At 38.6% G+C, this 25,063-nt stretch carries 22 protein-coding genes, 1 other RNA gene and 1 other annotated feature; of the genes, 3 read left to right on the forward strand and 20 right to left on the reverse strand.

Annotated features, from left to right (window positions below; translation table 11 throughout):
* Positions 1-153 precede the first annotated feature (153 nt).
* The 12 genes from NLW78_RS08930 to NLW78_RS08985 all read right to left on the reverse strand — a co-directional run bounded on the left by NLW78_RS08930 (position 154) and on the right by NLW78_RS08985 (position 11,977).
* Entirely contained in the window at positions 154-432 is a 279-nt protein-coding gene (locus NLW78_RS08930; RefSeq protein ID WP_254496700.1) for a DUF1292 domain-containing protein, read from the reverse strand.
* 11 nt (positions 433-443) lie between these two features.
* Positions 444-863 carry a Holliday junction resolvase RuvX gene (gene ruvX / locus NLW78_RS08935; RefSeq protein WP_254496701.1) on the reverse strand — a complete coding sequence of 140 codons (420 nt, stop codon included), beginning with the start codon at positions 861-863 and terminating at the stop codon, positions 444-446.
* Complete coding sequence (locus NLW78_RS08940; RefSeq protein WP_254496702.1) at positions 860-1,132, reverse strand: IreB family regulatory phosphoprotein; 273 nt, start codon at positions 1,130-1,132, stop codon at positions 860-862. Before NLW78_RS08940 ends, ruvX begins: the two co-directional genes overlap by 4 nt.
* A 62-nt stretch (positions 1,133-1,194) precedes the next feature.
* Positions 1,195-3,837, reverse strand: a complete 2,643-nt coding sequence (gene alaS / locus NLW78_RS08945; protein ID WP_254496703.1) for an alanine--tRNA ligase — start codon at positions 3,835-3,837, stop codon at positions 1,195-1,197.
* Between the two features lie 339 nt (positions 3,838-4,176).
* Positions 4,177-5,262: an AI-2E family transporter gene (locus NLW78_RS08950; RefSeq protein WP_254496704.1), complete on the reverse strand. Its 1,086-nt coding sequence runs from the start codon at positions 5,260-5,262 to the stop codon at positions 4,177-4,179.
* 85 nt (positions 5,263-5,347) lie between these two features.
* A complete protein-coding gene (locus NLW78_RS08955) occupies positions 5,348-5,536 on the reverse strand; it encodes a YrzR-like zinc ribbon domain (protein ID WP_254496705.1) in 189 nt (62 codons plus the stop codon).
* A gap of 81 nt (positions 5,537-5,617) precedes the next feature.
* Entirely contained in the window at positions 5,618-7,921 is a 2,304-nt protein-coding gene (gene recD2, locus NLW78_RS08960) for an SF1B family DNA helicase RecD2 (protein WP_254496706.1), read from the reverse strand.
* A gap of 15 nt (positions 7,922-7,936) precedes the next feature.
* Positions 7,937-8,596 (reverse strand): tetratricopeptide repeat protein, encoded by a 660-nt coding sequence (locus NLW78_RS08965; protein WP_254496707.1) that lies wholly within the window; start codon positions 8,594-8,596, stop codon positions 7,937-7,939.
* A gap of 55 nt (positions 8,597-8,651) precedes the next feature.
* On the reverse strand, positions 8,652-9,764 hold the full coding sequence (mnmA, locus tag NLW78_RS08970) for a tRNA 2-thiouridine(34) synthase MnmA (protein WP_254496708.1): 1,113 nt from the start codon (positions 9,762-9,764) through the stop codon (positions 8,652-8,654).
* Between the two features lie 12 nt (positions 9,765-9,776).
* Positions 9,777-10,919 (reverse strand): cysteine desulfurase family protein, encoded by a 1,143-nt coding sequence (locus NLW78_RS08975; protein WP_254496709.1) that lies wholly within the window; start codon positions 10,917-10,919, stop codon positions 9,777-9,779.
* A gap of 19 nt (positions 10,920-10,938) precedes the next feature.
* Entirely contained in the window at positions 10,939-11,361 is a 423-nt protein-coding gene (cymR, locus tag NLW78_RS08980; protein WP_254496710.1) for a cysteine metabolism transcriptional regulator CymR, read from the reverse strand.
* Positions 11,339-11,977, reverse strand: coding sequence for a YczE/YyaS/YitT family protein (locus NLW78_RS08985; protein WP_254496711.1), 639 nt, complete (start codon positions 11,975-11,977; stop codon positions 11,339-11,341). Before NLW78_RS08985 ends, cymR begins: the two co-directional genes overlap by 23 nt.
* Before the next feature lie 121 nt (positions 11,978-12,098).
* Between NLW78_RS08985 and NLW78_RS08990 the strand changes: the two genes are divergently transcribed.
* A complete protein-coding gene (locus NLW78_RS08990) occupies positions 12,099-13,376 on the forward strand; it encodes a replication-associated recombination protein A (protein WP_254496712.1) in 1,278 nt (425 codons plus the stop codon).
* An 87-nt stretch (positions 13,377-13,463) separates the two neighbouring features.
* The gene (locus tag NLW78_RS08995; protein ID WP_254496713.1) at positions 13,464-14,141 is read left to right on the forward strand and encodes an RsfA family transcriptional regulator; all 678 of its coding nucleotides are present in this window, start codon (positions 13,464-13,466) and stop codon (positions 14,139-14,141) included.
* An 81-nt stretch (positions 14,142-14,222) separates the two neighbouring features.
* Here the strand turns inward: NLW78_RS08995 and ssrS are convergent.
* The 4 genes from ssrS to NLW78_RS09015 form a co-directional block, all read right to left on the reverse strand.
* A non-coding RNA gene (gene ssrS / locus NLW78_RS09000) (6S RNA) lies at positions 14,223-14,406 on the reverse strand.
* Between the two features lie 78 nt (positions 14,407-14,484).
* On the reverse strand, positions 14,485-16,254 hold the full coding sequence (aspS, locus tag NLW78_RS09005) for an aspartate--tRNA ligase (protein ID WP_254496714.1): 1,770 nt from the start codon (positions 16,252-16,254) through the stop codon (positions 14,485-14,487).
* Positions 16,247-17,536 carry a histidine--tRNA ligase gene (hisS, locus tag NLW78_RS09010; protein WP_254496715.1) on the reverse strand — a complete coding sequence of 430 codons (1,290 nt, stop codon included), beginning with the start codon at positions 17,534-17,536 and terminating at the stop codon, positions 16,247-16,249. Before hisS ends, aspS begins: the two co-directional genes overlap by 8 nt.
* 69 nt (positions 17,537-17,605) lie before the next feature.
* Positions 17,606-17,830: a binding site (T-box leader), on the reverse strand.
* A gap of 49 nt (positions 17,831-17,879) precedes the next feature.
* Positions 17,880-18,056: a hypothetical protein gene (locus NLW78_RS09015; protein ID WP_254496973.1), complete on the reverse strand. Its 177-nt coding sequence runs from the start codon at positions 18,054-18,056 to the stop codon at positions 17,880-17,882.
* Between the two features lie 92 nt (positions 18,057-18,148).
* Here NLW78_RS09015 and NLW78_RS09020 point away from each other — a divergent pair, with 92 nt between their 5' ends.
* Complete coding sequence (locus NLW78_RS09020; RefSeq protein ID WP_254496716.1) at positions 18,149-19,363, forward strand: N-acetylmuramoyl-L-alanine amidase family protein; 1,215 nt, start codon at positions 18,149-18,151, stop codon at positions 19,361-19,363.
* 41 nt (positions 19,364-19,404) lie between these two features.
* On the opposite strand, the gene dtd is transcribed toward NLW78_RS09020, so the two are convergent.
* From dtd to recJ, 4 genes are all read right to left on the reverse strand, one after another.
* Complete coding sequence (gene dtd, locus NLW78_RS09025; protein WP_254496717.1) at positions 19,405-19,851, reverse strand: D-aminoacyl-tRNA deacylase; 447 nt, start codon at positions 19,849-19,851, stop codon at positions 19,405-19,407.
* A gap of 13 nt (positions 19,852-19,864) precedes the next feature.
* Positions 19,865-22,066, reverse strand: coding sequence for a RelA/SpoT family protein (locus tag NLW78_RS09030; RefSeq protein ID WP_254496718.1), 2,202 nt, complete (start codon positions 22,064-22,066; stop codon positions 19,865-19,867).
* 162 nt (positions 22,067-22,228) lie between these two features.
* Positions 22,229-22,741 carry an adenine phosphoribosyltransferase gene (locus NLW78_RS09035; RefSeq protein ID WP_254496719.1) on the reverse strand — a complete coding sequence of 171 codons (513 nt, stop codon included), beginning with the start codon at positions 22,739-22,741 and terminating at the stop codon, positions 22,229-22,231.
* Positions 22,731-25,061, reverse strand: a complete 2,331-nt coding sequence (recJ, locus tag NLW78_RS09040; protein ID WP_254496720.1) for a single-stranded-DNA-specific exonuclease RecJ — start codon at positions 25,059-25,061, stop codon at positions 22,731-22,733. Before recJ ends, NLW78_RS09035 begins: the two co-directional genes overlap by 11 nt.
* Between the last annotated feature and the right edge of the window lie 2 nt (positions 25,062-25,063).

Below are 25,063 nucleotides of genomic sequence, written 5' to 3' on the forward strand. Positions count from 1 at the left end.
ATATTATACAATAAATTTGCTCCCTTTTTCTATTAAATTATACAAAAAGTCTTGTCAATTTCTTTATTTAGACAATAAAAAGTACGATCCTTTTCAATATAAATAAGAAGACTACTCCGTATCTTCCGGAGTAGCCCTTTTGGCATCAATGTTTTATTCTAATTCGCCTGCTTCAAATGTATTGAGCATCTCTTCAATCATTTCCCACTCTTGGTCAGATTCTACTTGATACAATGTTAAATCATCGTCTTCTTTTTCTTCAAAACGGAAAGCAAATACTTCCTGTTCATCCGCTTCCAGTTGCTCCACCGGTACTACTACCATGTAGGAATCGTCCGTATCATCAACATCAAATGTAAATAGGACCTCAAATAAATGTTCTTCTCCAGACTCATCTGGAATAATAATGCGTTCTCTGTCTTCTATAGCCATTGTTTTCCTCCTTATTTTTGGTTTGCATCAAGAAAACTTTGTAAGATAAATACCGCCGCCATTTTATCAATGACTTTCTTTCGTTTTGCTCGACTAACATCAGCATCTATCAAAACTCGTTCTGCAGCCATTGTAGTTAGACGTTCATCCCAAAGTTCAACCGGTATATCAAAGTTTTCCTTCATTTTATCAGCAAAATGAATACATGCTTCCCCTCGTTCGCCAATTGTACCATTCATATTTTTCGGAAGTCCGACTACTACTTTTCCTACGTCGTTTTCACGAATAATGTTCGCTAATTCTTCCTTTATGTTGTCAAATTGGCCTTCAGTCCATTGTATCGTTTTCACCCCTTGGGCTGTCCAACCTAAGGCGTCACTTAATGCTACACCGATAGTTTTTGTACCGACGTCTAGTCCTAATATTTTCATTTTTTCGCCTCATTATGCTTATCTAAATAAAATTTCACAAGTTCTTCGATTAATTCATCACGCTCAATTTTACGTATTAAGTTTCTAGCGTCTCTATGCCGAGGAATGTAAGCAGGATCACCGGAAAGAAGGTAACCAACAATTTGATTAATTGGATTATACCCTTTTTCTTTTAAAGCGTAGTGAACAGATAATAGTATATCTTCTACATTACGCTCAATTGGTTCGTCCGAAAAATTAAATTTCATCGTTTGATCATTAAAGTTCATTGGCGACACTCCTTCTTTAACTGGGAACATATTCCTCTATCACCATTATATATGTTTAACAGCTATGATAAAACTGTTTGGACATATTCTTTTGCATATTGGACAGCTTCGTCTAACTGTTCTGGGTTTTTCCCACCTGCTTGGGCCATGTCCGGACGGCCGCCGCCACCGCCACCACAACGGGAAGCAGCTTCTTTAATAAGTTTTCCTGCATGGAAACCTTGATCGATTAAATCTTTTGAAACTCCAGCCGCTAATTGTACTTTTCCATTGCTGCTTGTACCTAATAGAACGATTCCGCTACCTAACTGTTGTTTTATATCATCCACCATATTGCGTAAACCATTCATATCTGCTACATCAACACGGGCTGCTAATAAAGTCACACCGTTAATCGTTTCAACTTTATCCAAAATCCCTTTTGCTTCCATGTTCGATAGTTTTGCTGTTAAGGATTCATTTTCCCGTTCCAATGTTTTTAATTCACTAAAGAGACCTTCAATTCGGTTTGGCACCTGTTCTTTACGGACTTTCAATAACTGTGCAGCAGAATGTAACAACTGCTCACGACTCAATGTCCATTCATAAGCACTTTTACCTGTTACTGCCTCAATGCGGCGTGTACCCGCTCCAATCCCTGATTCGGCAACAATTTTAAACATTCCAATTTCGGCAGTGTTTTGCACGTGACAACCACCACATAGCTCAATACTGTAATCCCCTACAGAAACAACCCGTACAACATCACCATATTTTTCACCAAATAGAGCCATAGCCCCCATCTCTTTTGCTTCTTTGAAGGAATGAAGCCCGGTGTTTACAACAATAGATTCCCAAATTTTTTCGTTCACTTTTTGTTCAATTTGCTCTAATTCTTCTTCACTAATCGAACCAAAGTGTGAAAAATCGAAGCGTAAGCGATCAGCTGCTACTAATGAACCTGCTTGGTTTACATGCTCACCTAATACATCTTTTAGTACTTGATGGAGCAAATGTGTTGCCGTATGGTTTTTTACGATGTTAAGTCGTGTATCTTGATCAACAGTAGCTTTAACTGTTTCTTCTTTACGTAGAACGCCTTCTGTTACTTTAGCGAAGTGTAAGTTTTGCCCATTTGGAGCTTTTTGAACATGTTCGATTGTTACAACACCATGGTCAGTTTTTAATGTACCGGTGTCTGCAATTTGTCCACCACTTTCAGCATAAAACGGTGTTTGATCTAAGACAATATACACTTCATCCCCTGCACTTGCCTCTGATGCAAACTGCTTGTCTTTAATTAACTCCAGCACTTTTGCCGAAGTTTGTAATTGATCATAACCGATGAATTCACTTTCTACGTCAATCTCTCCAAGTACACCATCTTGAACTTGCATGGAATCAACTTTTTGGCGAGCTTGACGGGCACGTTCCCGTTGATTTGCCATTTCACGTTCAAAGCCATCTTCGTCAATGGTAAACCCTGCTTCTTCTACATACTCTTCTGTTAGTTCCTTAGGAAAACCATACGTATCGTATAAACGGAATACTTCTTCTCCTGGAAATACATTACTACCTTTATCCGTTTCCTTTTGGATAACAGATTTTAAAATAGACAATCCTTCATTTAATGTTTCATGAAAACGTTCCTCTTCCGTTTTGATGACGTTCTCAATAAAAGATTGTTTCTTTTGAACCTCTGGGTAGAAATCATACATAATTGTGGCAACATCTTCTACGAGCTGGTACATAAATGGCTTTTCAATGCCAAGTTGTTTCGCATAACGAACCGCACGACGCAGCAAACGTCTTAATACATATCCACGTCCTTCGTTAGACGGAAGTGCACCATCTCCTATTGCAAACGTTACTGTACGAACATGGTCCGCAATGACTTTAAACGCAACATCATGCTCTTCATTCTCACCATAGAAAACCCCTGCTATTTTTTCCGTATGTTTTATAATTGGAAGGAATAGGTCAGTTTCAAAATTTGTCTTCGTATCTTGAATAACTGACACCATTCGCTCAAGCCCCATACCTGTATCAATATTTTGCTTCGGAAGCGGGGTATAAGTATCATCAGGGTTATGGTTAAATTGAGAGAACACTAGGTTCCAAATTTCCAAATAACGCTCATTTTCTCCACCAGGATAAAGCTCAGGGTCATTTGGATCATTGCCATATGCTTCGCCACGGTCGTAAAAAATTTCCGAATTCGGTCCACTTGGCCCTTCACCTATATCCCAAAAATTCTCTTCAATACGTATAATACGTTCTTTCGGGATTCCTACTTTCGTTAACCATAAATCATAGGCCTCTTCATCTTCAGGGTGGACAGTAACAGAAAGCTTTTCTGGGTCAAAGCCAATCCACTTGTCACTCGTTAAAAATTCCCATGCCCACACGATAGCTTCTTCTTTGAAATACTCACCAATGGAAAAGTTCCCTAACATCTCAAAAAATGTATGGTGCCTTGCAGTTTTCCCAACGTTCTCAATATCATTTGTACGAATTGATTTTTGAGCATTTACAATTCGTGGGTTATCAGGAACGACACGTCCATCAAAGTACTTCTTCAACGTTGCCACTCCACTGTTAATCCAAAGCAATGTTGGGTCATCATTTGGAACTAATGATGCACTAGGTTCTACCCGATGTCCTTTTTCCTGAAAGAAATCTAAAAACATTTGACGAACTTGTGCTGAAGTTAATGTTTTATCCATTAACGTTTCCTCCTTCATAAACTAATATGATAAAAGCATAAAAAAACCGCCCTTGCTAAAAGCAGGGACGGGTTATTTCCGCGGTACCACCCTGGTTATAGATCACGTGATCCATCACCTCAAGTCGCTATAACGGTGCGAAGCCGGCGGGTATTAACCGCACTCCAGACTAGCTTTCCACGACCCTTCATCTAGAATTTCTTTCAGCCAAGGAAATTCCTCTCTAAGATACATATGTATCATAAGATGGTCTGACGTGTACTCAATCCTTCAACGTGTTCAATCCTTTACATGCCGCTATTATAGATAACTGGAACCAATATGTCAATGTTTTCCCCCTTACTTTTCCCCATTTTTCCATCCTTCTTTCATTCTAGTCATCATCAACGTATGATCCATAAATACTTTACCGATTGTTAATAAGGGAACGGCTAAGATCATGCCGATGATACCAAATGCTTCGCCTCCGATTAATAAGGCTAAAATAATGAAGATAGGATGTACATGTAAAGACCTTCCTACAATATAAGGTGAAAGTAAGTTGCTTTCGATTAACTGTACAACAAACACTACGATCACTACATATAACACCTTTTGAACTGAAATGGTAAAGGCGATAATCACAGCAGGAACTGCCCCTAATACAGGGCCAAAATAAGGGATAATATTCGTAACACCCATGAATGTTCCAAGCAATAGAGGATACTTCATCCGGATGGCCCATAGGAGTAAACTAGATATGACGCCGACGAATAAGCAAACAAGTAGTTGCCCCCTTAAATATCCTCCTAAACTTTTATTTAAATCATTCGCATACGTTTGCAGTCGTTCTTTATTTCTTTCAGGGATTACCATGACAATCGCCGATTTAAAACGATAGTAATCTTTTAGTACGTAAAATACTATAACAGGTATGACAGCTAAAATAATGAATACATCGGTAATACCCGTTAAGGAGGAAATGACATTCGTTAATAAAGAGGCGATAAAGTCTTCCATTTGTAAAAAGATTTCATCTAATCGGTCGTGAAATTCCTCAGGTAAATCTGAAGTAGATAGATATAAGTTGTAAATCCAACCTTGGAAAGTCTCCATTAATGCTGGAATGTTTTTTGTTAACTCCTTTAACTGTTGTACAAATACCGGATAGGCTTTGTACAAGCCGTACATCGCTCCTCCAAAAACCCCAAAGTAAATAAGTAATATAGCAGCCCATCTTGGCATCATATGCTTATGCAACCACTCTACTAACGGATGTAACAAATACGCAAAGAAGGCTGCAATAACAAATGGCGTTAAAATCTTAAATGTAAATACAATAATTTCTTTATAGAACGGATACGTCTTCACTACTAAAAACACTAGTACGGAAACAATTAAACTAACGATAAGCCAAAACAATAATCTTTTTTGCCGATCGTTCAAATTCGATTTCCCCCCTAATAGAAAAAGACAGCATACCGCTGTCTACCCCTTCATGATAAATTTGTTTTAAGCGAAATCATAAAGGTCACCATTGGGCTGTTAAATCTTCCTCATTAAATAAATCATCTAATGATGATAAAGAACCATCTTCTTCTACTTCGTGGACGTTTATCTTTCCGTTAACAACAGCTAGTTCTATTAAACAGTTCCAGCAATAAAATTGTTGATGACCGATTTTCCCTAAATTTTTTCCTTGGCAATTTGGACATTGCATAGCGCTAACTCCTTTATGAAATGCTAGCTATATTATTGCCCAATCATTGCCAATCTATACTTACATGAATGTTTTCTAGTATTACATAAAATCATAAGGGGAAACGGACTCATCTGTATCTTCTGTCGGTTCATCAAGAAGAAACACTGACTGCAAACGCTCTATGAGTGATGTATTTCGAATATTAATATCCTCAATCTCTGATCCATGTATAAAAGCTCTTTCATCCCCACAAATAATTAATGAACGTTTACTTCTCGTCACTGCCGTATATAGTAAGTTTTTCTTTAACATCCTTCTATAATCGGAGACGACAGGCATAATGACAATCGGAAATTCACTACCTTGTGATTTATGAATTGAAATACAATATGCGTGCATAATTTGATTCAAGTCTGATCTTGCATATGTTACTTCCTTCCCATCGAACTCAATCACAATTTGTTCCGTTTTTTCTGTCGTTTCTTTTGCTTTGAATATGGCGCAAATTTCTCCAATATCTCCATTAAACACACCTTTTTCAGGTTGATTAACTAATTGGATCACTTTATCACCCGTTCGATAGGCGACATCTTTAGTTTGAATTTCCCGTTTTTTTTCCGTCTTTGGGTTTAACAACTGTTGCAATGCATCATTTAAAGAATTAATTCCTACTTCTGTACGGTACATCGGGGCTAACACTTGAATATCCTTAACAGTATACCCTTTGTCAACCCCCTTTTTTACGATGTCGACAATGAGTGGGATTACATTTGAAGTGGAGCAAGGGATAAAAGAAAAGTCATCTCCTTTTTTCAACGACTCTTGGTCAATTTTCCCCCGTTTCATTTCATGGGCTAGTTCAATAATACGAGATCCTTCTTTTTGTCGATAAATTTCCTGTAGGCGACAAAATGGAATTTTTTCTGTTGATAATAAATCTGATAAAACTTGTCCGGGTCCTACGGATGGTAATTGATCTTCATCCCCAACTAATAAAACTTGCATATCATTTGGAATAGCCCGAAACAATTGGTTCGCTAACCAAACATCAACCATAGAAAACTCATCAATAATGATGAATCTTCCCTTCAACTGTTGGTGTTGATCAAATTCGAAGTCTTGTTGGCCTGTCCATCCTAAAAGGCGGTGAATCGTTTGGGCTGGTTGCCCAGTCGCCTCGCTCATTCGTTTTGCAGCTCTTCCAGTAGGTGCACATAATATCACTCTATCTTCATCTTTATGTTCATCAACAGGAATCTCATTTAATTGAAAAAAAGCATTGATAATCCCTTTAATTACGGTCGTTTTACCAGTACCTGGGCCACCTGTTAAAATCATCACTTTTGATTGAAGGGCTTGTTCAATAGCCTCGTACTGTTCTTGACCATAGCTTAGTTCTTCCACTTCTTCTATCTCACCAATGGTCTTCAAAATATCTGCTTCTGTATATTGGTAATCCACCGGTAAGTCGATTAATCGTTTTAATTGTTGACTTAACCCGACTTCAGCATAGTATAAGGATGGAATATACACACGGTCATTTTCGATGATTAATAACTTTTCTTCGGCTAGCATTGTCACCTTTTCTTGAATAACCTCATTGGTTAGCGGCTGATCGGACTCGTTCAATAATTGTTTTATTTGACCGAACATGGTTTCAAATTGTACGTATACATCTCCCTGTTGGGATTGCTTTGTTAAGATGTGTAAGCAACCCGCTTGAATACGATCAGGATGATCCGGGGGAATACCGATTGCTTTCGCTATTTCATCTGCTCTACGAAAACCGAAGCCTTCTATATCAAACACAAATCGATACGGGTTATCTTCCAACTGATTGATAACATTCCCTTGATAAACTTCAAACAACTTTTGGGCCATTTGCAGACCTATTCCGTACTCCGCCAATGCCATAACAATACGTTCAAACCCTTGATTTGCCCGTAATGCTTGCACAAAACCTTCCATCTTCCCTTTCGGAAAATTCGGGACATGCTCAAGTACAGATTGATCTTTTAAAATCAAATCAATGGCCTTTTCCCCTAAAGTGGCTACAATGTTTTCCGCGGTTCTTTTTCCGACTCCATAGAATAGGTCACTAGATAAATAACGAACGAGACTATCCTTTGTTTCAGGAATGTCTTTTGTATATGTAAAGACATTCAATTGTCTTCCAAACTTTGCATGTTGTTCCATATCCCCATAAAAAATATAATCTTGATTTTGTTCAAGGGGAGGGAAATATCCCTTCACAACAATTTCATCCGATTCTAATTCATCATTTGTCTCTAATACGAAAATCAGGGCAATGGAGAATTTTTCGTCTGCATTATGAAAGATGTTTCGTACGAGTTCACCTTTTACATACGTTCGATCTATCTTTTCCTTTTCGAAATCTTCCATTGCCGTTACTCCTTTTTATTGGTCTCTAAACTCTTCTACCTTTTGTTTTCCATGTGAAGCTAATAAATGATCAGGTTGAATATCTAAGGCCGTTTCAAAGCAATGTAGCGCCTTATCGTATTGATCTTTATATAAATAAGCCACACCTAAATTGTACCATGCATCACTATGTTCTCTCTCTAATTGCAGGACTTCCTCCATGACTTCCATCATAAGATCAATTTGGCCTGTGTTCGCTAATGCTAGACCATACTGGAACTTTGCATCGATATCCTTGTCGTTCAACTCTACTGCTCTTTGCAGATAAGGTAAGGCAAGTTTTGGTACTTCTTGATGGACGAAGGTCATACCAAGCATGAAATATACGTCCCCTTGTTCCAAGCCGGCTTGCATCGCATTTTGAAAGGACTGTTGAGCTTTTTCGTATTCTTCTAAATCATAATATATATTTCCTAACCCGTAATGTGCTGTACCAATCTTTTCATCAAGTTCAATCGCCTTTTTGTAAAACCGTTCCCCTCGCTCATAATCCTTTATATGCACGAGTAAGTTTCCGAAGTTCACATAGCCTAGCGGGTCATTCGGATTTTCCTCAATTGCTTCAGTGAACGCCTTCGCTGCCTCTTCAAACTTCTGTTCTTGCATATACTCTATCCCTTTTTGAATTTTGTCCATTTTTTATTGCCTCCTTACAGTAAGAAACCCTAACTCACATGAGTCAGGGAGCTTCCTATGCTAAATATTCTAATGGTTGATCCGCCTTTATCACCTTATCGATTGTTGCTCCGCCAAGACACATATCACCGTCATAAAAGACAACCGCTTGTCCAGGGGTAATCGCACGTTCTGCTTGGTGAAATTGCACATGAACATCACCATTTTCTAACGGATAGACCGTTACTTTACTATCTTTTTGACGATAACGGAATTTAGCCGTACATTCGAATGAGTCTACCGGTAAATCTTTCGTTAACCAATTCACCTTTGTTGCTTCTAAAGAGTCAGAATATAGGGATTCATTTTCATATCCTTGGGCTACATATAAAACATTTTCCGTTAAATTCTTTCCGACTACAAACCAAGGGTCTCCAGCTCCACCAATTCCCAGACCATGGCGTTGACCGATTGTATAATACATCAGACCATCATGGTTCCCTTTCTCTTCTCCGTCCAACGTTTTCATCTTACCTGGCTGTGCTGGTAGATACTCACTTAAAAATTCCTTAAAATTACGCTCGCCGATAAAACAAATACCGGTTGAATCTTTCTTTGTCGCTGTTGCTAGGTCGTGTTCTTTCGCAATTTCACGAATTTCCTTTTTATTATAGCTACCTAGCGGAAACATTACTTTTGATAAAATGTCAACTGGCAGTTGATTTAAGAAGTATGTTTGATCCTTATTTTCATCAACACCACGGAGCATAAAATAATCGTCACCTTGTTGCTCGACACGAGCATAATGGCCAGTAGCTAAGTAGTCTGCCCCCAGGGACATTGCATGATCTAAAAAGGCCTTAAATTTAATTTCTTTGTTACACATAACATCTGGGTTTGGCGTTCTTCCTGCTTTATATTCCTCAAGAAAATACGTAAATACTTTATCCCAATATTGTTTTTCGAAGTTTACGGAGTAGTAAGGGATGTCTAACTGGTTGCAGACACGCACAACATCTTCAAAGTCCTCTGTAGCAGTACAAACACCATTTTCGTCAGTATCGTCCCAGTTTTTCATAAAGATGCCGACAACATCATAACCTTGTTGTTTTAGTAATAATGCTGCTACTGAAGAGTCCACGCCGCCTGACATCCCGACAACCACTCTTGTATCTTTTCGTTCTTTCATGTTCATCACCTCTTATGATGTTAAACGTTTCACGATTTGTGAAACTTTCTTTGCACTTTCAATAATGTGTTCCTCTTCATTAGAACGACCAAAGCTAAACCGAATTGAATTTGTAGTTCGGTCATCGCTTGAACCGAACATTGCCGACAATACATGTGATGGTTCAACAGAACCAGCTGTACATGCCGATCCACTCGACGCAGCAATACCTGCTAAATCAAGGTTCGTTAACATTCCTTCAACATTCGTACCTGGGAAGCTAATATTTATAATTCCATTAACAGTTGTTTGTTCGTCACCATTAACCGTAAAAGACACCCCTTCTTCACGTAATGTGTCAATAAAAAGTTGCTTACGTCTTTTATTTTTCTCATTACGCTTCTCACGATGTTCAATTATTAACTCAACGGCTTTTTGAAAGCCTTTGGCAGCTGCTGTATTTTCTGTTCCAGCTCGTCGCTTTCGCTCCTGTTCACCACCATGCTGCAACGACTCAATCATTACACCTTCTCGCACATATAAAAATCCAATTCCTTTTGGACCATATATTTTATGTGCAGCCGTTGTCAGTAGATCTACTTTAAGCTTTTCAACGTCAATCGGAAGGGTTCCATAGGCTTGCACAGCATCTGTATGAAAATAGGCTTGATGCTCTTCTAAAATCTGCCCAATTTCTTGTATAGGTTGAATGGTACCCACTTCGTTATTCACGTACATAATCGAGACGAGAATCGTATCTTCACGTAGGTGTGATTGAACCTGCTCTACCGAAACACGTCCATTTTCATCAACTGGCAAATATGTGACATCAAAACCTTGCTTCTCTAAATACTCAGCCGTGTGTAATATAGCATGATGTTCGATTTCAGTTGTAATAATATGTTTCCCTTTATGTTGATATTTTAATGCGGTACCCATCAAAGCAATGTTATCAGCTTCTGTTCCACCGCTCGTAAAAGTAATTTCCTTTTCATTTGCTCCAATGCTTTTCGCCATTACTCTTCTAGCATCATCGAGTACTTTGCGTGCCTTTCGACCGAAGAAGTGCACACTAGATGGGTTCCCAAACGTTTCTTGTAAAACGGGAACCATTTCTTCTACAACGGCTGGGTGAACAGGTGTCGTCGCTGCGTGATCTAAGTATATTGGTTCCAATGTTGGGCATCCTCCTTTTTTAAATATAGAACATATAACCATCTTGTTCATATTCGTCATCATGATGTTGAGCTAAATCTTCAAGGGTTGTTGTATCAAGTACTTCCTTAACCGCATCTCGAATTCGAATCCACAATTCCCTTTTAGCAGGCTCCTCATCCTCAATCCCTTCAACTGGTTGAATGGGTCCTTCCAAAACCCGAATAACATCACCGGCAGTAATCTCCCCTGGTAACTTTGTTAATAAATAACCACCATGTGCTCCTCGTACACTTCTAACTAACCGAGCGTTTCGCAGGGGAGCGATTAATTGCTCCAAATAATGTTCGGATAAATCATACTCCCGTGCAATCGATTTTAATGATATTGGATCTTCCCCATGTTTCCTTGCTAATGCAATCATTATTGTTAATCCGTATCTACCCTTTGTAGAAATTTTCACCATTCATCCCCCTATTTATCAAAAAAGTCATGAAATTTTTCGTTAACGGTAATGAATATCCTATAAAATTCCCAAGCAATAGTGCTATTAAGAGTGTTCCAATACCTACGGGTCCACCTAGCATCCAACCTAAAATTAAAATGTTAACTTCAATGACATTTCGTACCCATTGAACTTTCCACCCTGTCTTTTTTGTTAAATATAGCATTAAACCGTCTCTCGGACCTGCCCCTAAACCAGATGCAACATATACGCCTATACCTAAAGCAGAAAACGCTACTCCTATAATAAACATTGGTGCCATAACCCAAAGCGACGATGGAGTTGGCAATAAAAGCAAAAATAAATCAATAAATAAGCCGATAAATACCATATTTAATATTGTACCAATTTGTGGACCTGATTTCGTCACAATACATGTAAAAGTTACGATAATCATTCCAACAATAATACTCCACGATCCGACCGTAAGGCCAAAATTCATATATAAACCGTAATGAAGAACATCCCACGGACTAATGCCTAATTCTCTTGCTTCTATCGTAAGTGCTATGCCAAATGCTAATATCATAAGTCCAACGACAAAAAAGCACCACTGTATACCTTTTGTTTCCATATGTCTATCCCTCTCTATTATCTAAACCTTAGCTATTATAGCATGAATAGACTGTCCCTTGCATTTTAAACACTTCAGAAGTACGCTAATGACAGACACGGTATAAAGGAGCGATCCCTTAATGAATACAAAACCTTTAGCTTATGCAATGAGACCACAAAATATAGACGAAATTATCGGGCAGAAACATTTAGTTGGACAAGGAAAAATGATTCGAAGGATGGTAGAAGCAAATCGGTTAGCTTCTATGATTTTATTCGGCCCTCCTGGAACTGGAAAAACGAGTATGGCCATGGCCATCGCGAAAAGTTTAAACCTTCCATATAAAATGTTAAATGCAGTAGTAGATAAAAAGAAAGATATGGAAATTGTTGTAGAAGAAGCAAAATTTTCAGGACAAATGGTTCTAATATTAGATGAGGTACACAGGCTGGATAAAGCAAAACAAGATTTTCTTCTTCCCCATTTGGAACGCAATTTAATCACTTTGATTGGTTGCACAACAAGCAATCCGTACCATTCTATTAATCCGGCCATTCGCAGCAGATGTCATCTATTTGAACTTCATAAGCTTGACGGAGAAGATATCAAACAAGGATTATTATACGCTTTACAAGATGATAAGAAAGGGTTAGGGGATGGTAACGTACAAATCACCGATGATGCACTCAATCATTTTGCGTTTGCATCAAATGGTGATATGCGTTCCGCTCTTAACGGTCTTGAATTAGCCGTCATTTCAACGAAGTCTGATCAAAATGGCATCATCCACATCGACTTAGCAACCGCTGAAGAATGCATGCAAAAGAAAAGCTTTTCTCATGATAAAGGGGGAGATGCTCATTACGATGTATTATCCGCTTTTCAAAAGTCGATTCGTGGTAGTGACGTAAACGCAGCATTACACTATTTAGGGCGACTTATTGAAGCAGGGGATTTGGATAGTATTGCACGACGGATGGTTGTTTGTGCATATGAGGATATCGGACTTGCGAACCCTCAGGCAGGTCCACGGGCGTTAGCGGCCGTGGAAGCGGCTGAACGGGTAGGTTTTCCTGAAGCGAGAATACCATTATCAGTTGCTGTCGTAGAGCTTTGTTTATCACCAAAATCTAATACCGCTTATAAAGCGTTAGATGAGGCTTTACAAGATATTCGCAGTGGCAAAAGTGGTGATATTCCGATGCATTTGAAAGATGCACATTATAAAGGGGCAAACGAGATTGGACGGGGGATTGATTATTTATATCCGCATAATTATGAACAAGGTTGGGTAAAACAACAATACTTACCGAATTCTATTAAACATAAAACGTACTATCAACCGAAGGATACAGGCAAATTTGAGGCTGCACTAAAAAAAGTTTACGAAAACATTATAAAACAACAGAAAAACTAGTATAAACTCCTCTTTTTTTGAACAAGATATTAACAAACAATGGAAAACTATTAGTTTTTATATAAAAGAAAAGAGGAGTGAAAGATATTGGCAAAAGTTAGACAAGACGCGTGGTCACATGAAGATGATCTATTGTTAGCCGAAACGGTATTACGTCATATTCGCGAAGGAAGTACCCAGTTAAGAGCTTTTGAAGAAGTCGGCGATAAACTAAATAGAACAGCAGCAGCTTGTGGTTTTCGCTGGAATGCCGAGGTACGGAAACGGTACGAGAAAGCAATTGATATTGCGAAACGCCAACGAAAAGAGAAGAAACGTGCGCTTGCACAGCAACAGAAAGTAGATAAAGGAGCCATTCGCGCACAACGAATGCCTGCTAGCACTACTGCTAGCACTACTGCTACAACGGCACCATCTACTTCCAGTGTTCCAATGGAGGCGGCAAATAGTTCTATTTCTTCTTTAGATGATGTGATTATGTTTTTACAAAACGTTAAGCAGGATTACCAGTCTACTTCATTGACAAAAAATCAAGTAGATACATTGGAAGAAGAGAACAGAAGACTACAAGAGGAAAAAGAAGAGCTGGAACAAAAGCTAGCTAAATTAGAAAAACAATACGAAACTGTACAAGAAGACTATCAAGTATTGATGGAAATAATGGACCGTGCAAGAAAAATGGTCGTATTCGATGACCAAGACCAAATGGGTGGAAAATCCTTTCGCTTAGAAAAGAACGGAAACTTACAACAAGTGGCACGATAAGTTGAATTGTGAAAGCCTATTTTTAAAGAGTAAAATAAAAAAGCCTTGGATATTACTATCCAAGGCTTTTTTACATATGTATGCAATCCCAATCGTGCCGTCATCCTTACGTTTTGAACCCGCTCTCGGCAGGTGGGTGCCCTGTTCTATGATTCATACTTCCACGCTATACTTGGAGGCTTGTATTCCACATAGAAACGTTGAGCTCCCTTTAACGTACTTGTTCGGTCAAAACTATGTGGACTGACGAACACATCAGGATTGGCTTCAATATCTTTTGTGTAATTGAATAATAGCATATATCAAGCTATTGTTTCAAGGCAATCTTTCATGGAATTTTTTTCTAATCTTCGTTCATTTTTACATCTAAATGTAGTTCTTGTAACTGTTCACTGCTTACTGTAGATGGAGCATTTGTTAATAAGTCAGAAGCTGAAGCTGTTTTTGGGAACAAGATGGTGTCTCGTAAATTACTTCTACCGGCAAGTAACATGATTAATCGGTCAAAGCCCAATGCAATTCCACCATGTGGCGGCGCTCCGTATTCTAAAGCTTCCATTAAGAAGCCAAACTCCGCAACTGCATCCTCTTTTGAAAATCCTAACGCTTCAAACATTTTCTCCTGCATTTCTTTTTGGTAAATACGTAAGGAACCCCCACCTAACTCATACCCGTTTAAAACGAGGTCATAAGCTTCAGCCTTTGCTTCACCAGGGTTTTGTTCTAACGCTTCCAGGTCTCCGTTAGCCGGCATAGTAAACGGGTGGTGGGCTGCAAAATATCTTCCTAGCTCTTCATCATACTCAAATAATGGCCAGTCTGTAACCCATAAAAAGTTAAATTTGCTCTCATCGATAAGTTGTAGCTCTTTACCCAATTTTAAGCGTAATGCCCCTAAACTCTCATATACAACCGTTGTTTTGTCGGCAACAAACAGAAGTAAATCACCATTCTCTACGTTCATCGCTTCTTTAATCCCGTTTACTTCTTCTTCCGTTAAGAACTTTGCAATAGGACCTGTTAAGGACGTTTCGTCTGCTTTTAACCATGCCAAGCCTTTTGCTCCATATACTTTTACAAAATCTGTTAGCTGATCAATATCCTTACGTGAAAAAGCATCCGCTTTCCCTTTTACATTAATCCCGCTCACTTTGCCACCAGATTGAACCGCACCACTAAATACTTTAAAGTCTGAATTGCGAACAAGATTGGACAGCGTCGTCAGTTCCATATCAAAACGAGTATCAGGCTTATCTGAGCCATATCGTTCCATTGCCTCTTCATATTCCATTCGTGGAAATGGAGTTTCTACATCGAGACCCTTTACTTCCTTCATGACACGTTTCATCATACGTTCTACCATCTCAATAATATCTTCCTTGGACATAAAGGATGTTTCAATATCAATTTGTGTAAACTCAGGCTGGCGATCAGCACGTAAGTCTTCATCTCGGAAGCAGCGAGCAATTTGATAATACTTTTCAAACCCGGACACCATCAATAACTGTTTGAACAGCTGAGGTGATTGGGGAAGAGCATAAAATTCTCCGGGATGCACCCGGCTCGGTACTAAGTAATCACGGGCACCTTCTGGAGTACTTTTCGTTAACATCGGTGTCTCTAATTCTAAAAAGTCTTCCTCGTTTAAAAATTGGCGAATTGCCTGTGTCGTATCATGACGTAATTTAAATGTTTTTTGCATTGATTCTCTGCGCAAATCAAGGTAGCGGTACTTCAAACGAACTTCCTCTGATATATCTGTGTTATCTTGAATCATAAAAGGAGGGGTTTCACTTTTATTAATGATGACTATGTCTTGTGCCTCCACTTCAATCGTTCCTGTGGCCATCTTTTCGTTCACAGTCGATTCGTCCCGTTTTACAACTTTCCCGGTAATTTGTACAACATATTCATTTCGTACATTTTCCGCTGTCTTTAGAGCCTCTTCACTAAAGGACGGGTTAAACACAACTTGGACAGTGCCAAAGCGGTCACGCAAGTCAATGAAAATGAGCCCCCCTAAATCGCGACGTTTTTGTACCCAACCTTTAATCGTTACTTCTTTTCCGACATATTCTTCTGTTAGTACTCCACAATACACACGTTTACTCATTATGACTACGCTCCCTATACAATTTCGTTTTTAAATGTGATTCTATTTCTGTTAGTGGAACATCGACTTGTTCCCCTAATGCCATGTCCTTTATATTCATGCTACCTGCCGCTAATTCATTTTCGCCTAAAATGGCGACGAATTTTGCTTTCGACCGATCGGCTGCTTTAAATTGTGCTTTCATCTTTTTTCCCATATAGTCAATATCACAACTAATACCAGCATGACGCAAGCTGTAAATAATACGTGTCGCTTCTTTTTTCGCTTCCTCTCCCATAGCAACGACGTAACAATCAAGCTCATCTTCTACCGGTAAAGTAATCCCTTCTGCTTCTAACGCTAGTAAAAGTCGTTCGATACTACATGCAAACCCGATACCAGGTGTTTCTGGGCCGCCTAACTCTTCAACGAGGCCATTATATCGCCCACCACCAGATAATGTAGTAATAGCTCCAAATCCTTCCGCATCACTCATAATTTCAAAGGCCGTGTGATTATAGTAGTCTAATCCACGCACTAATTTCGGATCAATTTCATAATCAATCCCCATTTGATCTAAGTATGCTTTCACTTTCTCAAAATAAGATTTAGACTCGTCATTCAGATGATCCAAAATAGAAGGCGCTGTAGCCATCGCCGGATGGTCTTTATCCTTTTTACAATCTAATACACGTAATGGATTTTTTTCTAGTCTCGTTTGACAGTCCCCACATAACTCTTCACGGTGTGGAGCAAAGTGCAGGATTAATGCTTGACGGTGGTTTTCACGGCTCTCCTTATCACCTAAACTGTTTAAAACGAGACGTAATGATTTAAGACCTAACACTTTATAGCAATCAAGCGCAAATGCCATCACTTCTGCGTCAATAGCTGGGTCATTACTGCCGATTGCCTCAATTCCGAATTGGACAAATTGTCTTGTTCGGCCTTTTTGTGGCCGTTCATAACGAAACATTGGGCCATAATAGAAAAGTTTTACAGGCTGTCCTGGTAAGCCAAACATCTTGTGCTGAACGTAAGAACGTACGACAGAAGCTGTCCCTTCTGGCCTTAATGTTAAACTGCGACCACCTCGGTCAGTAAATGAGTACATCTCCTTTTGTACAATATCAGTTGTATCCCCAACACCACGTTGGAACAATTCTGTTTGTTCGAAAATAGGCGTTCGTATTTCATCATAGTGATATACATTTGCCAACTGTTTTAGCTGTTTCTCTACGAACTGCCACTTTTTCGTTTGTTCTGGTAAAATATCTTCAGTACCTCGTGGGACTTTAATCATCTTTGCTCCTCCTTCTATATTGAAACGGTTAGTTCGATATAAATAAAAAAACCCGTCCCTTGTTAAAAAACAAGGGACGGGTTTTACCCGCGTTGCCACCCTAATTGAAGCAATCTCTTGCTTCCTCTTACACAGATAACGTCTGTAACGTCCGAACCTACTATGGGTCCACCATTTCGATCCGGAACCTCAGGAACGTCTTTCGCTAAGTCATCATGTAGAAATACTTTCAGCCTATGGCATTTCCTCTCTTTACATGTGGAGCTTAACTACTTTTTCCATCATAGGTTGTATGTATGAATTTTTGAATTGATTATTATCATAATGTTGTCGTAACAAAATGTCAAGAACGATTCAATCTTTCCTTTAACTTTTTTACATCACGAAGCGAAATCCCATATTCTTCAGCCAATTCCATTGCCGTTCTATCGTGGGCAGAGCTCATAAAATGGTGAAAGTTTACTTGAAAAATATCTTTGTTACGTTCATGATTCATTTGTTGTTTATCATTCATTCTCATAGTTTCACTCCTGTCCATTGTGCCAATGTTACGTTACGTACGGTTTTTTGATAAAATGATAGCAATCAATAATAATTGTCGGAGGTTACGTTTTGAAGCATATATTCATCTTTATCACCGTTATATTATTAACTTTAATTCCTCAAATTAATCACATTTATGCAAACAATGGAGTCATTCAAGTAGATGGATTAAACATCCGTAGTGGACCTGGAACTGATTATTCCGTTATAGGTCAAGCGAACAGTGAACAAGTCTTTACTGTTCTTGAACAAACAGATGGATGGGTGAACATATCAGGTAATGGACTGTCCGGATGGGTTGCTGCACAATACATTTCCGTTTTAGAAGAAAGTGATTATAGAGTAGCAGTTTCCTCTACCGAAGTAATGGTTCGTGAACAGAATACATCTACAAGTGACATTGTCAAACAAGTAACAAAAGGAACAGCATTAGAAGTCCTCAAGAAAAGTGGTAGTTGGTATGAAGTAAAGCTCCCTACCGGGGAAACCGGATGGATTGCTAGCTGGCATGTAACAAATGGTGATAACATCGAAGAAACCATTCAGGTGACATTTCATTCAGTACCGATTCGAAAGAGTGCCTCAAACGACGATGAAATAATTGGGTTCGGAGAAAAAGGAGACTCCTATCTAGTACGAAACAAAACAGGACAATGGTATGAAATAGAATATAATGATGAGATAGGGTATATACATAAACATTCTGTACAAAATCCTTTAGAAAAAAAAGAGAACATTTTACCCTTGCAACACAAAACAATAGTAATTGATCCGGGTCATGGAGGAGATGATCCGGGCACATTCGGTGTCTCTGGAACAGCTGAAAAAGATGTCGTCTTGAAGACTGCTACTTTATTACAAAAGAAATTACATCAATTAGGTGCAACAACGATATTGACGAGGACTGACGACCGTTTTATTTCTTTAAACCCACGTATAGGTACAGCAAAGTTAGTTAATGCAGATCTATTTATTAGTCTCCATTACAATAGTGCACCTGAGTTCCCTAGTGCTCGCGGTATTCACACCTATTATTACTATAGTCAATATAAAGAACTCGCACAGTACGTACAGGAAGAATTGATTAAAGAGACGTCACTTCGTGATCGAGGAGCATTACAGGAAAGTTACTTTGTCATTAGGGAAAATAAGCAACCATCACTCTTACTTGAATTAGGATTTTTATCCAACGCAACCGAAGAAGAACTCGTTCAATCAAGTACTTATCAACATCAAATTACAGATGGAATTACAAATGGCCTGGTCAAATATTTTCGCCATTAAAAAAAGCATGTCTTTCTTAATAAAGAAAGACATGCTTTTATCTATATATCTTTAGTATCAAGAAGCAATGTAACTGGACCATCATTTACCAATGAAACATCCATCATTGCTCCGAAAACTCCTGTTTTTACTTGAATACCGTGATCCTCTATAAAACGATTAAACGTCTCATAGAGGATGTTAGCTGGTTCCGGCTTAGCCGCCTCCATAAAATTTGGACGTCGGCCCTTGCGACAATCACCATATAACGTGAATTGAGAAACAGATAACGCTTGTCCTCCAACATCCTTAAGTGAATGGTTCATTTTCCCGGATTCGTCCTCAAAAATTCTTAAATGAACGATTTTATCAGCTAGCCATTTTGCATCCTTTTCTTCGTCTTCATGTGTAACACCTAAAAGAATCACTATACCTTGATTAATTTCACCTGTTACCTCACCGTCAACCGTAACATGTGCTTTAGATGCTCGCTGTATAACGGCACGCATGTATAAAACTCCTTTATTGAATCTTTCTTCTCACTGTATAAACATCTGGAATTTGCTTGATCCGTTCAACTATATTACGTAAATGACTAATATTTAAAATGAGTATTGTAATATGAATGGTTGCCATATGATTATGATCTGATTTCCCTGTCACAGCGGTGATGCTCGTTTTCGTCTCATTAATCGCCTGGAGCACTTCATTGAGCAAGCCGTGACGGTCATAACCTGATATTTCAATATCAACACTAAATTGTTTACCATCCTTGCCGTTACTTTCCCACTCAACTGGTAATATCCGTGCTTCCTCATTCTCACTCACTACATTTGGACAATCCTTACGGTGAACAGATACACCACGACCTTTTGTAATGTAGCCTACAATTTCGTCTCCTGGTACGGGGTTACAACATTTCGAAATTCGGATCAGTAAATTATCAATCCCTTTAACTTGTACGCCAGAATCTGTTTTTCGTACCTTCTTCGTTTCCACTTCTTGTTGCATTTCTTCAAGTGTTTGTTCGAACCCTAATTCTTTCTGCTTTCGCGCTCGGTACTTCTCTGTTAAACGAGTAGCAATTTGTGCAGCGGTAATCCCTTGATAGCCGACGGCTGCATACATATCTTCATCACTTGAAAAATTAAATTTACCTGCAACTCTTTCTAAATTTTCTGACGTTAAAATATCTTTCGGATTTATACCGAAATTACGAATTTCTTTTTCAACGAGTTCTTTTCCTTTTGCAATATTTTCATCACGTCGCTGCTTTTTAAAGAACTGTTTGATTTTATTTTTGGCCTGTGAAGTTTTCGTCATTTTTATCCAGTCTTGAGAAGGCCCATAAGAGTGCTTAGACGTCATCACTTCAACAATATCACCAGTTCTTAATTGATAATCTAACGGTTCAATTTTGCCATTAATTTTCGCACCAATTGTCTTGTTTCCGATTTCGGTATGAATCCGGTAAGCAAAATCAATCGGGACAGATCCAGATGGAAGTTCAATCACGTCTCCCTTTGGCGTGAAGACGTATACCATATCTGAAAACAAATCCATTTTTAACGATTCCATAAACTCTTCCGCATCGTGTGTCTCGTTTTGCCACTCTAGTATTTCGCGGAACCATGTTAACTTATCTTCGAAAGATTTACGATTTTGATTTGTTCGTTTTCCTTCTTTATATGCCCAGTGGGCCGCAATTCCGTACTCAGCGATTTCGTGCATATCCTTCGTACGGATTTGTACTTCTAATGGGTCTCCCATCGGTCCAATTACCGTTGTATGCAATGACTGATATAAATTAGGCTTAGGCATTGCAATATAATCTTTAAAGCGTCCCGGCATTGGTTTCCAGCATGTATGAATAATACCTAATACTGCATAACAATCTTTAATGCTATTAACAATAACTCGGACAGCTAAAAGGTCATAAATCTCATTAAACTGTTTATTTTGCATAACCATTTTTCGGTAAATACTATAAAGATGTTTTGGTCGGCCTGAAATATCAGCATCGATATTGACTTTACCTAGTTCATTGTTGATCTCCTCAATGACATCATCTAAATAATTTTCCCGTTCGTTTCGCTTTTGCTTCATCAAGTTTACGATACGATAATACTGCTGTGGGTTTAAATATCTTAGCGCAGTATCTTCCAGTTCCCATTTAATGGTCGAAATTCCTAACCGATGAGCAAGCGGTGAAAAGATTTCCAATGTTTCATTCGCTATACGCCGCTGTTTTTCAGCAGGTAAATGCTTTAATGTACGCATATTGTGTAATCTGTCCGCCAACTTAATTAAAATGACCCGAATATCCTTCGCCATCGCAACAAACATTTTACGGTGGTTCTCCGCCTGTTGCGCTTCTTTTGATTTATATTTAATTTTTCCTAGCTTTGTTACACCGTCTACAAGCATGGCGATTTCATCGCTGAACGCTTCCCGCAAATCATCAATTGTATAGTCTGTATCTTCCACTACGTCGTGTAGGAAGCCACAGGCTACTGTTGCAGGGTCCATTCGTAACTCAATTAAAATGCCTGCCACTTGAATCGGATGAATAATATAGGGCTCTCCAGATTTACGGTACTGGGTTCGATGAGCATGCTCCGCATATTCATATGCCCGACGCACTAACTCTATGTCTTTGCCTGAGAGGTATTGTTTCGCTTCTTCAATAACCTCTTCAGCAGATAAAATTTTTTCTTTAGCCATGGAATCACCTTATATCTATCCATTGTGTCTGACAAAACAATAGGTATTTTTAATCATTATTTATTTATTGTAAACGAAAAATAACGAAACTTCGAAAAAAAAGTCTAATAATCTGATAATAAACAAAGAGTACTCTTTTGACAAGAGTACTCACTTATTCCCTTAATATTCCATAAGTGTTAATACGTCATAACCTTCTAACTTTTCTCTTCCATTAAGGTATGTTAATTCAATTAAAAAGGCGCATCCGACGACAATTCCACCAAGATCTTCAACTAATTTAATTGTCGCTTCAATCGTTCCACCAGTAGCAAGCAAATCATCTGTAATTAAAACTCTTTGGCCTGGCTTAATGGCATCTTTATGGATGGTCAATACATCTTTTCCGTATTCTAATCCGTAATCCACTTTAATGACTTCCCGTGGTAACTTTCCCTCTTTACGGACTGGAGCAAAGCCAATTTCTAACGCATACGATACAGGGCATCCTACAATAAAGCCTCTTGCTTCAGGTCCTACTACGATTTCTGCATCTTTTTCACGTGCATATTGAACAATATCATCAACCGCTGACTTGTACGCCTTTCCATTGTCCATCAATGTTGTAATGTCTTTAAATTTAATCCCTTTTTTAGGCCAATCAGGTACTACCGTAATATACTGCTTATAATCCATGTAAAACTTCCTCCTTATTTTCGGTAAAGGATCTATATTGTTCAAACCATTCATTGAGTTGTCGATATGATGAAAAGTAAAGTTCCTTTTCCGCTGTCAATTCCTTCATTTTTCTTTGATACACGTTGGATTCTGTTAAATCCCGCTTTTCCGGATTTGGATGTATATGAAGAACGCCATCATTCATTTTAACAAATTGAAGTTCTAAAAACACCTCTATAATAAAATCTAATAATTCCGAAGACCAGCCTTTTGCTTTCATCAACCTTTGACGATGAACATTTAAGTTCAATTGTTTTTGTTTTAACATAAAGCCATAGAACCACTTAAAATGTTCACGGTTCGGAGATTGACCGAAAGAATCGGTAGTCGGTTTGAAACATACGTATATTTCATCGGGGAAGTAGTGATGTAATACTTGTTCCAAGTCCTCAATTTGTTCAGGTAAGTCTAATATTAGTATACCCTTACACTTTGATAATGTTGCTATATCTGTCGCGACCCATTCTTGGTTACTCAATAATTGTACATCACCTATCGACACATTTTGACTACGAAAATACAATCCTATGTAGTCATCAGCGGAGAGGTGGTGTAATTGTTTATGCAAGTGATTGGAACCACGGTAATCAAACAGTTGCCAATGGTCGATCTTTACATCTTTTAGCATCATCTGTAAACGTTTTTTGCCGTTCCATTCGTTAATGCTTAACTCACCAACTGCTGTAACATTCGATTGTGGTGCTATACGTGGAGCTAGATCCCCCATCCCAAACCCGACAATATCAACAGTCGTTGAATCCTTTTGAAAGAAAAACTTAAGATGATCCGATTTAGCCCCAATTTGACGAATATCATCAGGGCTTTCACTCACTTCAAAAATCGGTTTTGGATTCCCCATACCAAACGGGCCGAGTTTTCCAACTTCTTGAATCGCTTGTTCGGTAATATCTGTTAAATCAATTTTCATATCAACTGAGATAATCGGTAAGAAATCGTTGGCTGTAAGTTTCTGCTCAGCTAGCGTATTTAATTCCTCTCTCAACTGTTCTATTTGATCAAGTCGGAGCGTCATACCTGCTGCTTGGGCGTGACCCCCAAAATGAAGGAAAAGGTGACGTAATTCCATGCAATTTTCGAACATATCAAAACGTTCAATACTTCTAGCTGAACCTTTTGCTTCACCTTTCTCTTTATCTATTCCTAGTACAATGGTTGGGCGCTGAAATTCGTTTACAATTTTCGAAGCTACGATTCCTAAAACACCAGGATTCCAATCTTCTTTGGCAAGTACAATGACAGAATCTTGGTCATAACAATTTGTTTTTATCATTTCCCTAGCTTCTTCGGTTATGTCACTCACAATTTTTTGGCGCTTTTGATTTAATGACTGAACTTCTGCAGCAATGTGCTTAGCAGAATCAAGGTCTTGCTCTAATAACAATTCAACAGCGAGAGTTGCATCTTGCAGCCTACCGACAGCATTTAAGCGGGGGCCAATTCCGAAGCCAATGTGCTCCTCTGTTACGTCTCCAGAAATTTTACATATTTCTTTTAATGCTGTTAATCCAGGTCGCTTCGTATTTGTTAATGCTTTTAAACCATGGGCAACGAGAATACGGTTCTCTGATTTTAAAGGTACAAGATCAGCAACCGTACCGATTGCAGCTAAATCAAGGAGATGGTACGGAAATTCTCCTAATAAGGCATGGGCCAACTTAAAGGCGACACCGACACCGGCTAATTCATCAAAAGGATAATCATTTGCTAACTTTGGATGTATCGTACCAAATGTTTCTGGCAATTCTTCCTGTGCTTCATGGTGATCTGTAATAATTAAATCGATACCTAATTGTTTTGCTACTTTTGCTTCATGCACAGCAGCGATTCCTGTATCTACCGTAATAATAAGCGAAACACCTGCCTGTTTCGCTTGTTTAAATGCTTCCTCATTTGGTCCATACCCTTCGGTAAACCGGTTTGGGATATAATAGTCTACAAGAGCATCTAACTTTCTTAATGTATCAACAAGTACAGTTGTTGACGTCACCCCATCAGCGTCATAGTCACCGAATATTAAGATGTTTTCACCTTGTACAATCGCTTGATGAACACGTTCAACAACTTTTTTCATATCTGGGAATAAATACGGATCATACATATCCTTAAGATTTGGAGCTAAAAAGGTTCTAGCGTCCTCTGTATTATCAATCCCTCTTTGTAGTAAAAGCTTTTTTGTCAAATTTGAGAGTGGTAATTGTATATCAATGTGATCGTCTTTTAATTGTTTATGTTGCCAATTTGCTTTACTTCGTAACATAA

This window comes from Salirhabdus salicampi (genome assembly GCF_024259515.1).
GTDB lineage: Bacteria > Bacillota > Bacilli > Bacillales > Alkalibacillaceae > Salirhabdus_A > Salirhabdus_A salicampi.

Bases quoted from the DNA above. Each gene is read 5' to 3' on its own strand.
- NLW78_RS08930 (WP_254496700.1), bottom strand. From the start codon at position 432: ATGGCTATAGAAGACAGAGAACGCATTATTATTCCAGATGAGTCTGGA.
- ruvX (WP_254496701.1), bottom strand. From the start codon at position 863: ATGAAAATATTAGGACTAGACGTCGGTACAAAAACTATCGGTGTAGCA.
- NLW78_RS08940 (WP_254496702.1), bottom strand. From the start codon at position 1,132: ATGAACTTTAATGATCAAACGATGAAATTTAATTTTTCGGACGAACCA.
- alaS (WP_254496703.1), bottom strand. From the start codon at position 3,837: ATGGATAAAACATTAACTTCAGCACAAGTTCGTCAAATGTTTTTAGAT.
- NLW78_RS08955 (WP_254496705.1), bottom strand. From the start codon at position 5,536: ATGCAATGTCCAAATTGCCAAGGAAAAAATTTAGGGAAAATCGGTCAT.
- recD2 (WP_254496706.1), bottom strand. From the start codon at position 7,921: ATGGAAGATTTCGAAAAGGAAAAGATAGATCGAACGTATGTAAAAGGT.
- NLW78_RS08965 (WP_254496707.1), bottom strand. From the start codon at position 8,596: ATGGACAAAATTCAAAAAGGGATAGAGTATATGCAAGAACAGAAGTTT.
- mnmA (WP_254496708.1), bottom strand. From the start codon at position 9,764: ATGAAAGAACGAAAAGATACAAGAGTGGTTGTCGGGATGTCAGGCGGC.
- NLW78_RS08985 (WP_254496711.1), bottom strand. From the start codon at position 11,977: ATGGAAACAAAAGGTATACAGTGGTGCTTTTTTGTCGTTGGACTTATG.
- NLW78_RS08990 (WP_254496712.1), top strand. From the start codon at position 12,099: ATGAATACAAAACCTTTAGCTTATGCAATGAGACCACAAAATATAGAC.
- aspS (WP_254496714.1), bottom strand. From the start codon at position 16,254: ATGAGTAAACGTGTGTATTGTGGAGTACTAACAGAAGAATATGTCGGA.
- hisS (WP_254496715.1), bottom strand. From the start codon at position 17,536: ATGATTAAAGTCCCACGAGGTACTGAAGATATTTTACCAGAACAAACG.
- NLW78_RS09015 (WP_254496973.1), bottom strand. From the start codon at position 18,056: ATGAGAATGAATGATAAACAACAAATGAATCATGAACGTAACAAAGAT.
- dtd (WP_254496717.1), bottom strand. From the start codon at position 19,851: ATGCGTGCCGTTATACAGCGAGCATCTAAAGCACATGTTACGGTTGAC.
- NLW78_RS09030 (WP_254496718.1), bottom strand. From the start codon at position 22,066: ATGGCTAAAGAAAAAATTTTATCTGCTGAAGAGGTTATTGAAGAAGCG.
- NLW78_RS09035 (WP_254496719.1), bottom strand. From the start codon at position 22,741: ATGGATTATAAGCAGTATATTACGGTAGTACCTGATTGGCCTAAAAAA.
- recJ (WP_254496720.1), bottom strand. From the start codon at position 25,061: ATGTTACGAAGTAAAGCAAATTGGCAACATAAACAATTAAAAGACGAT.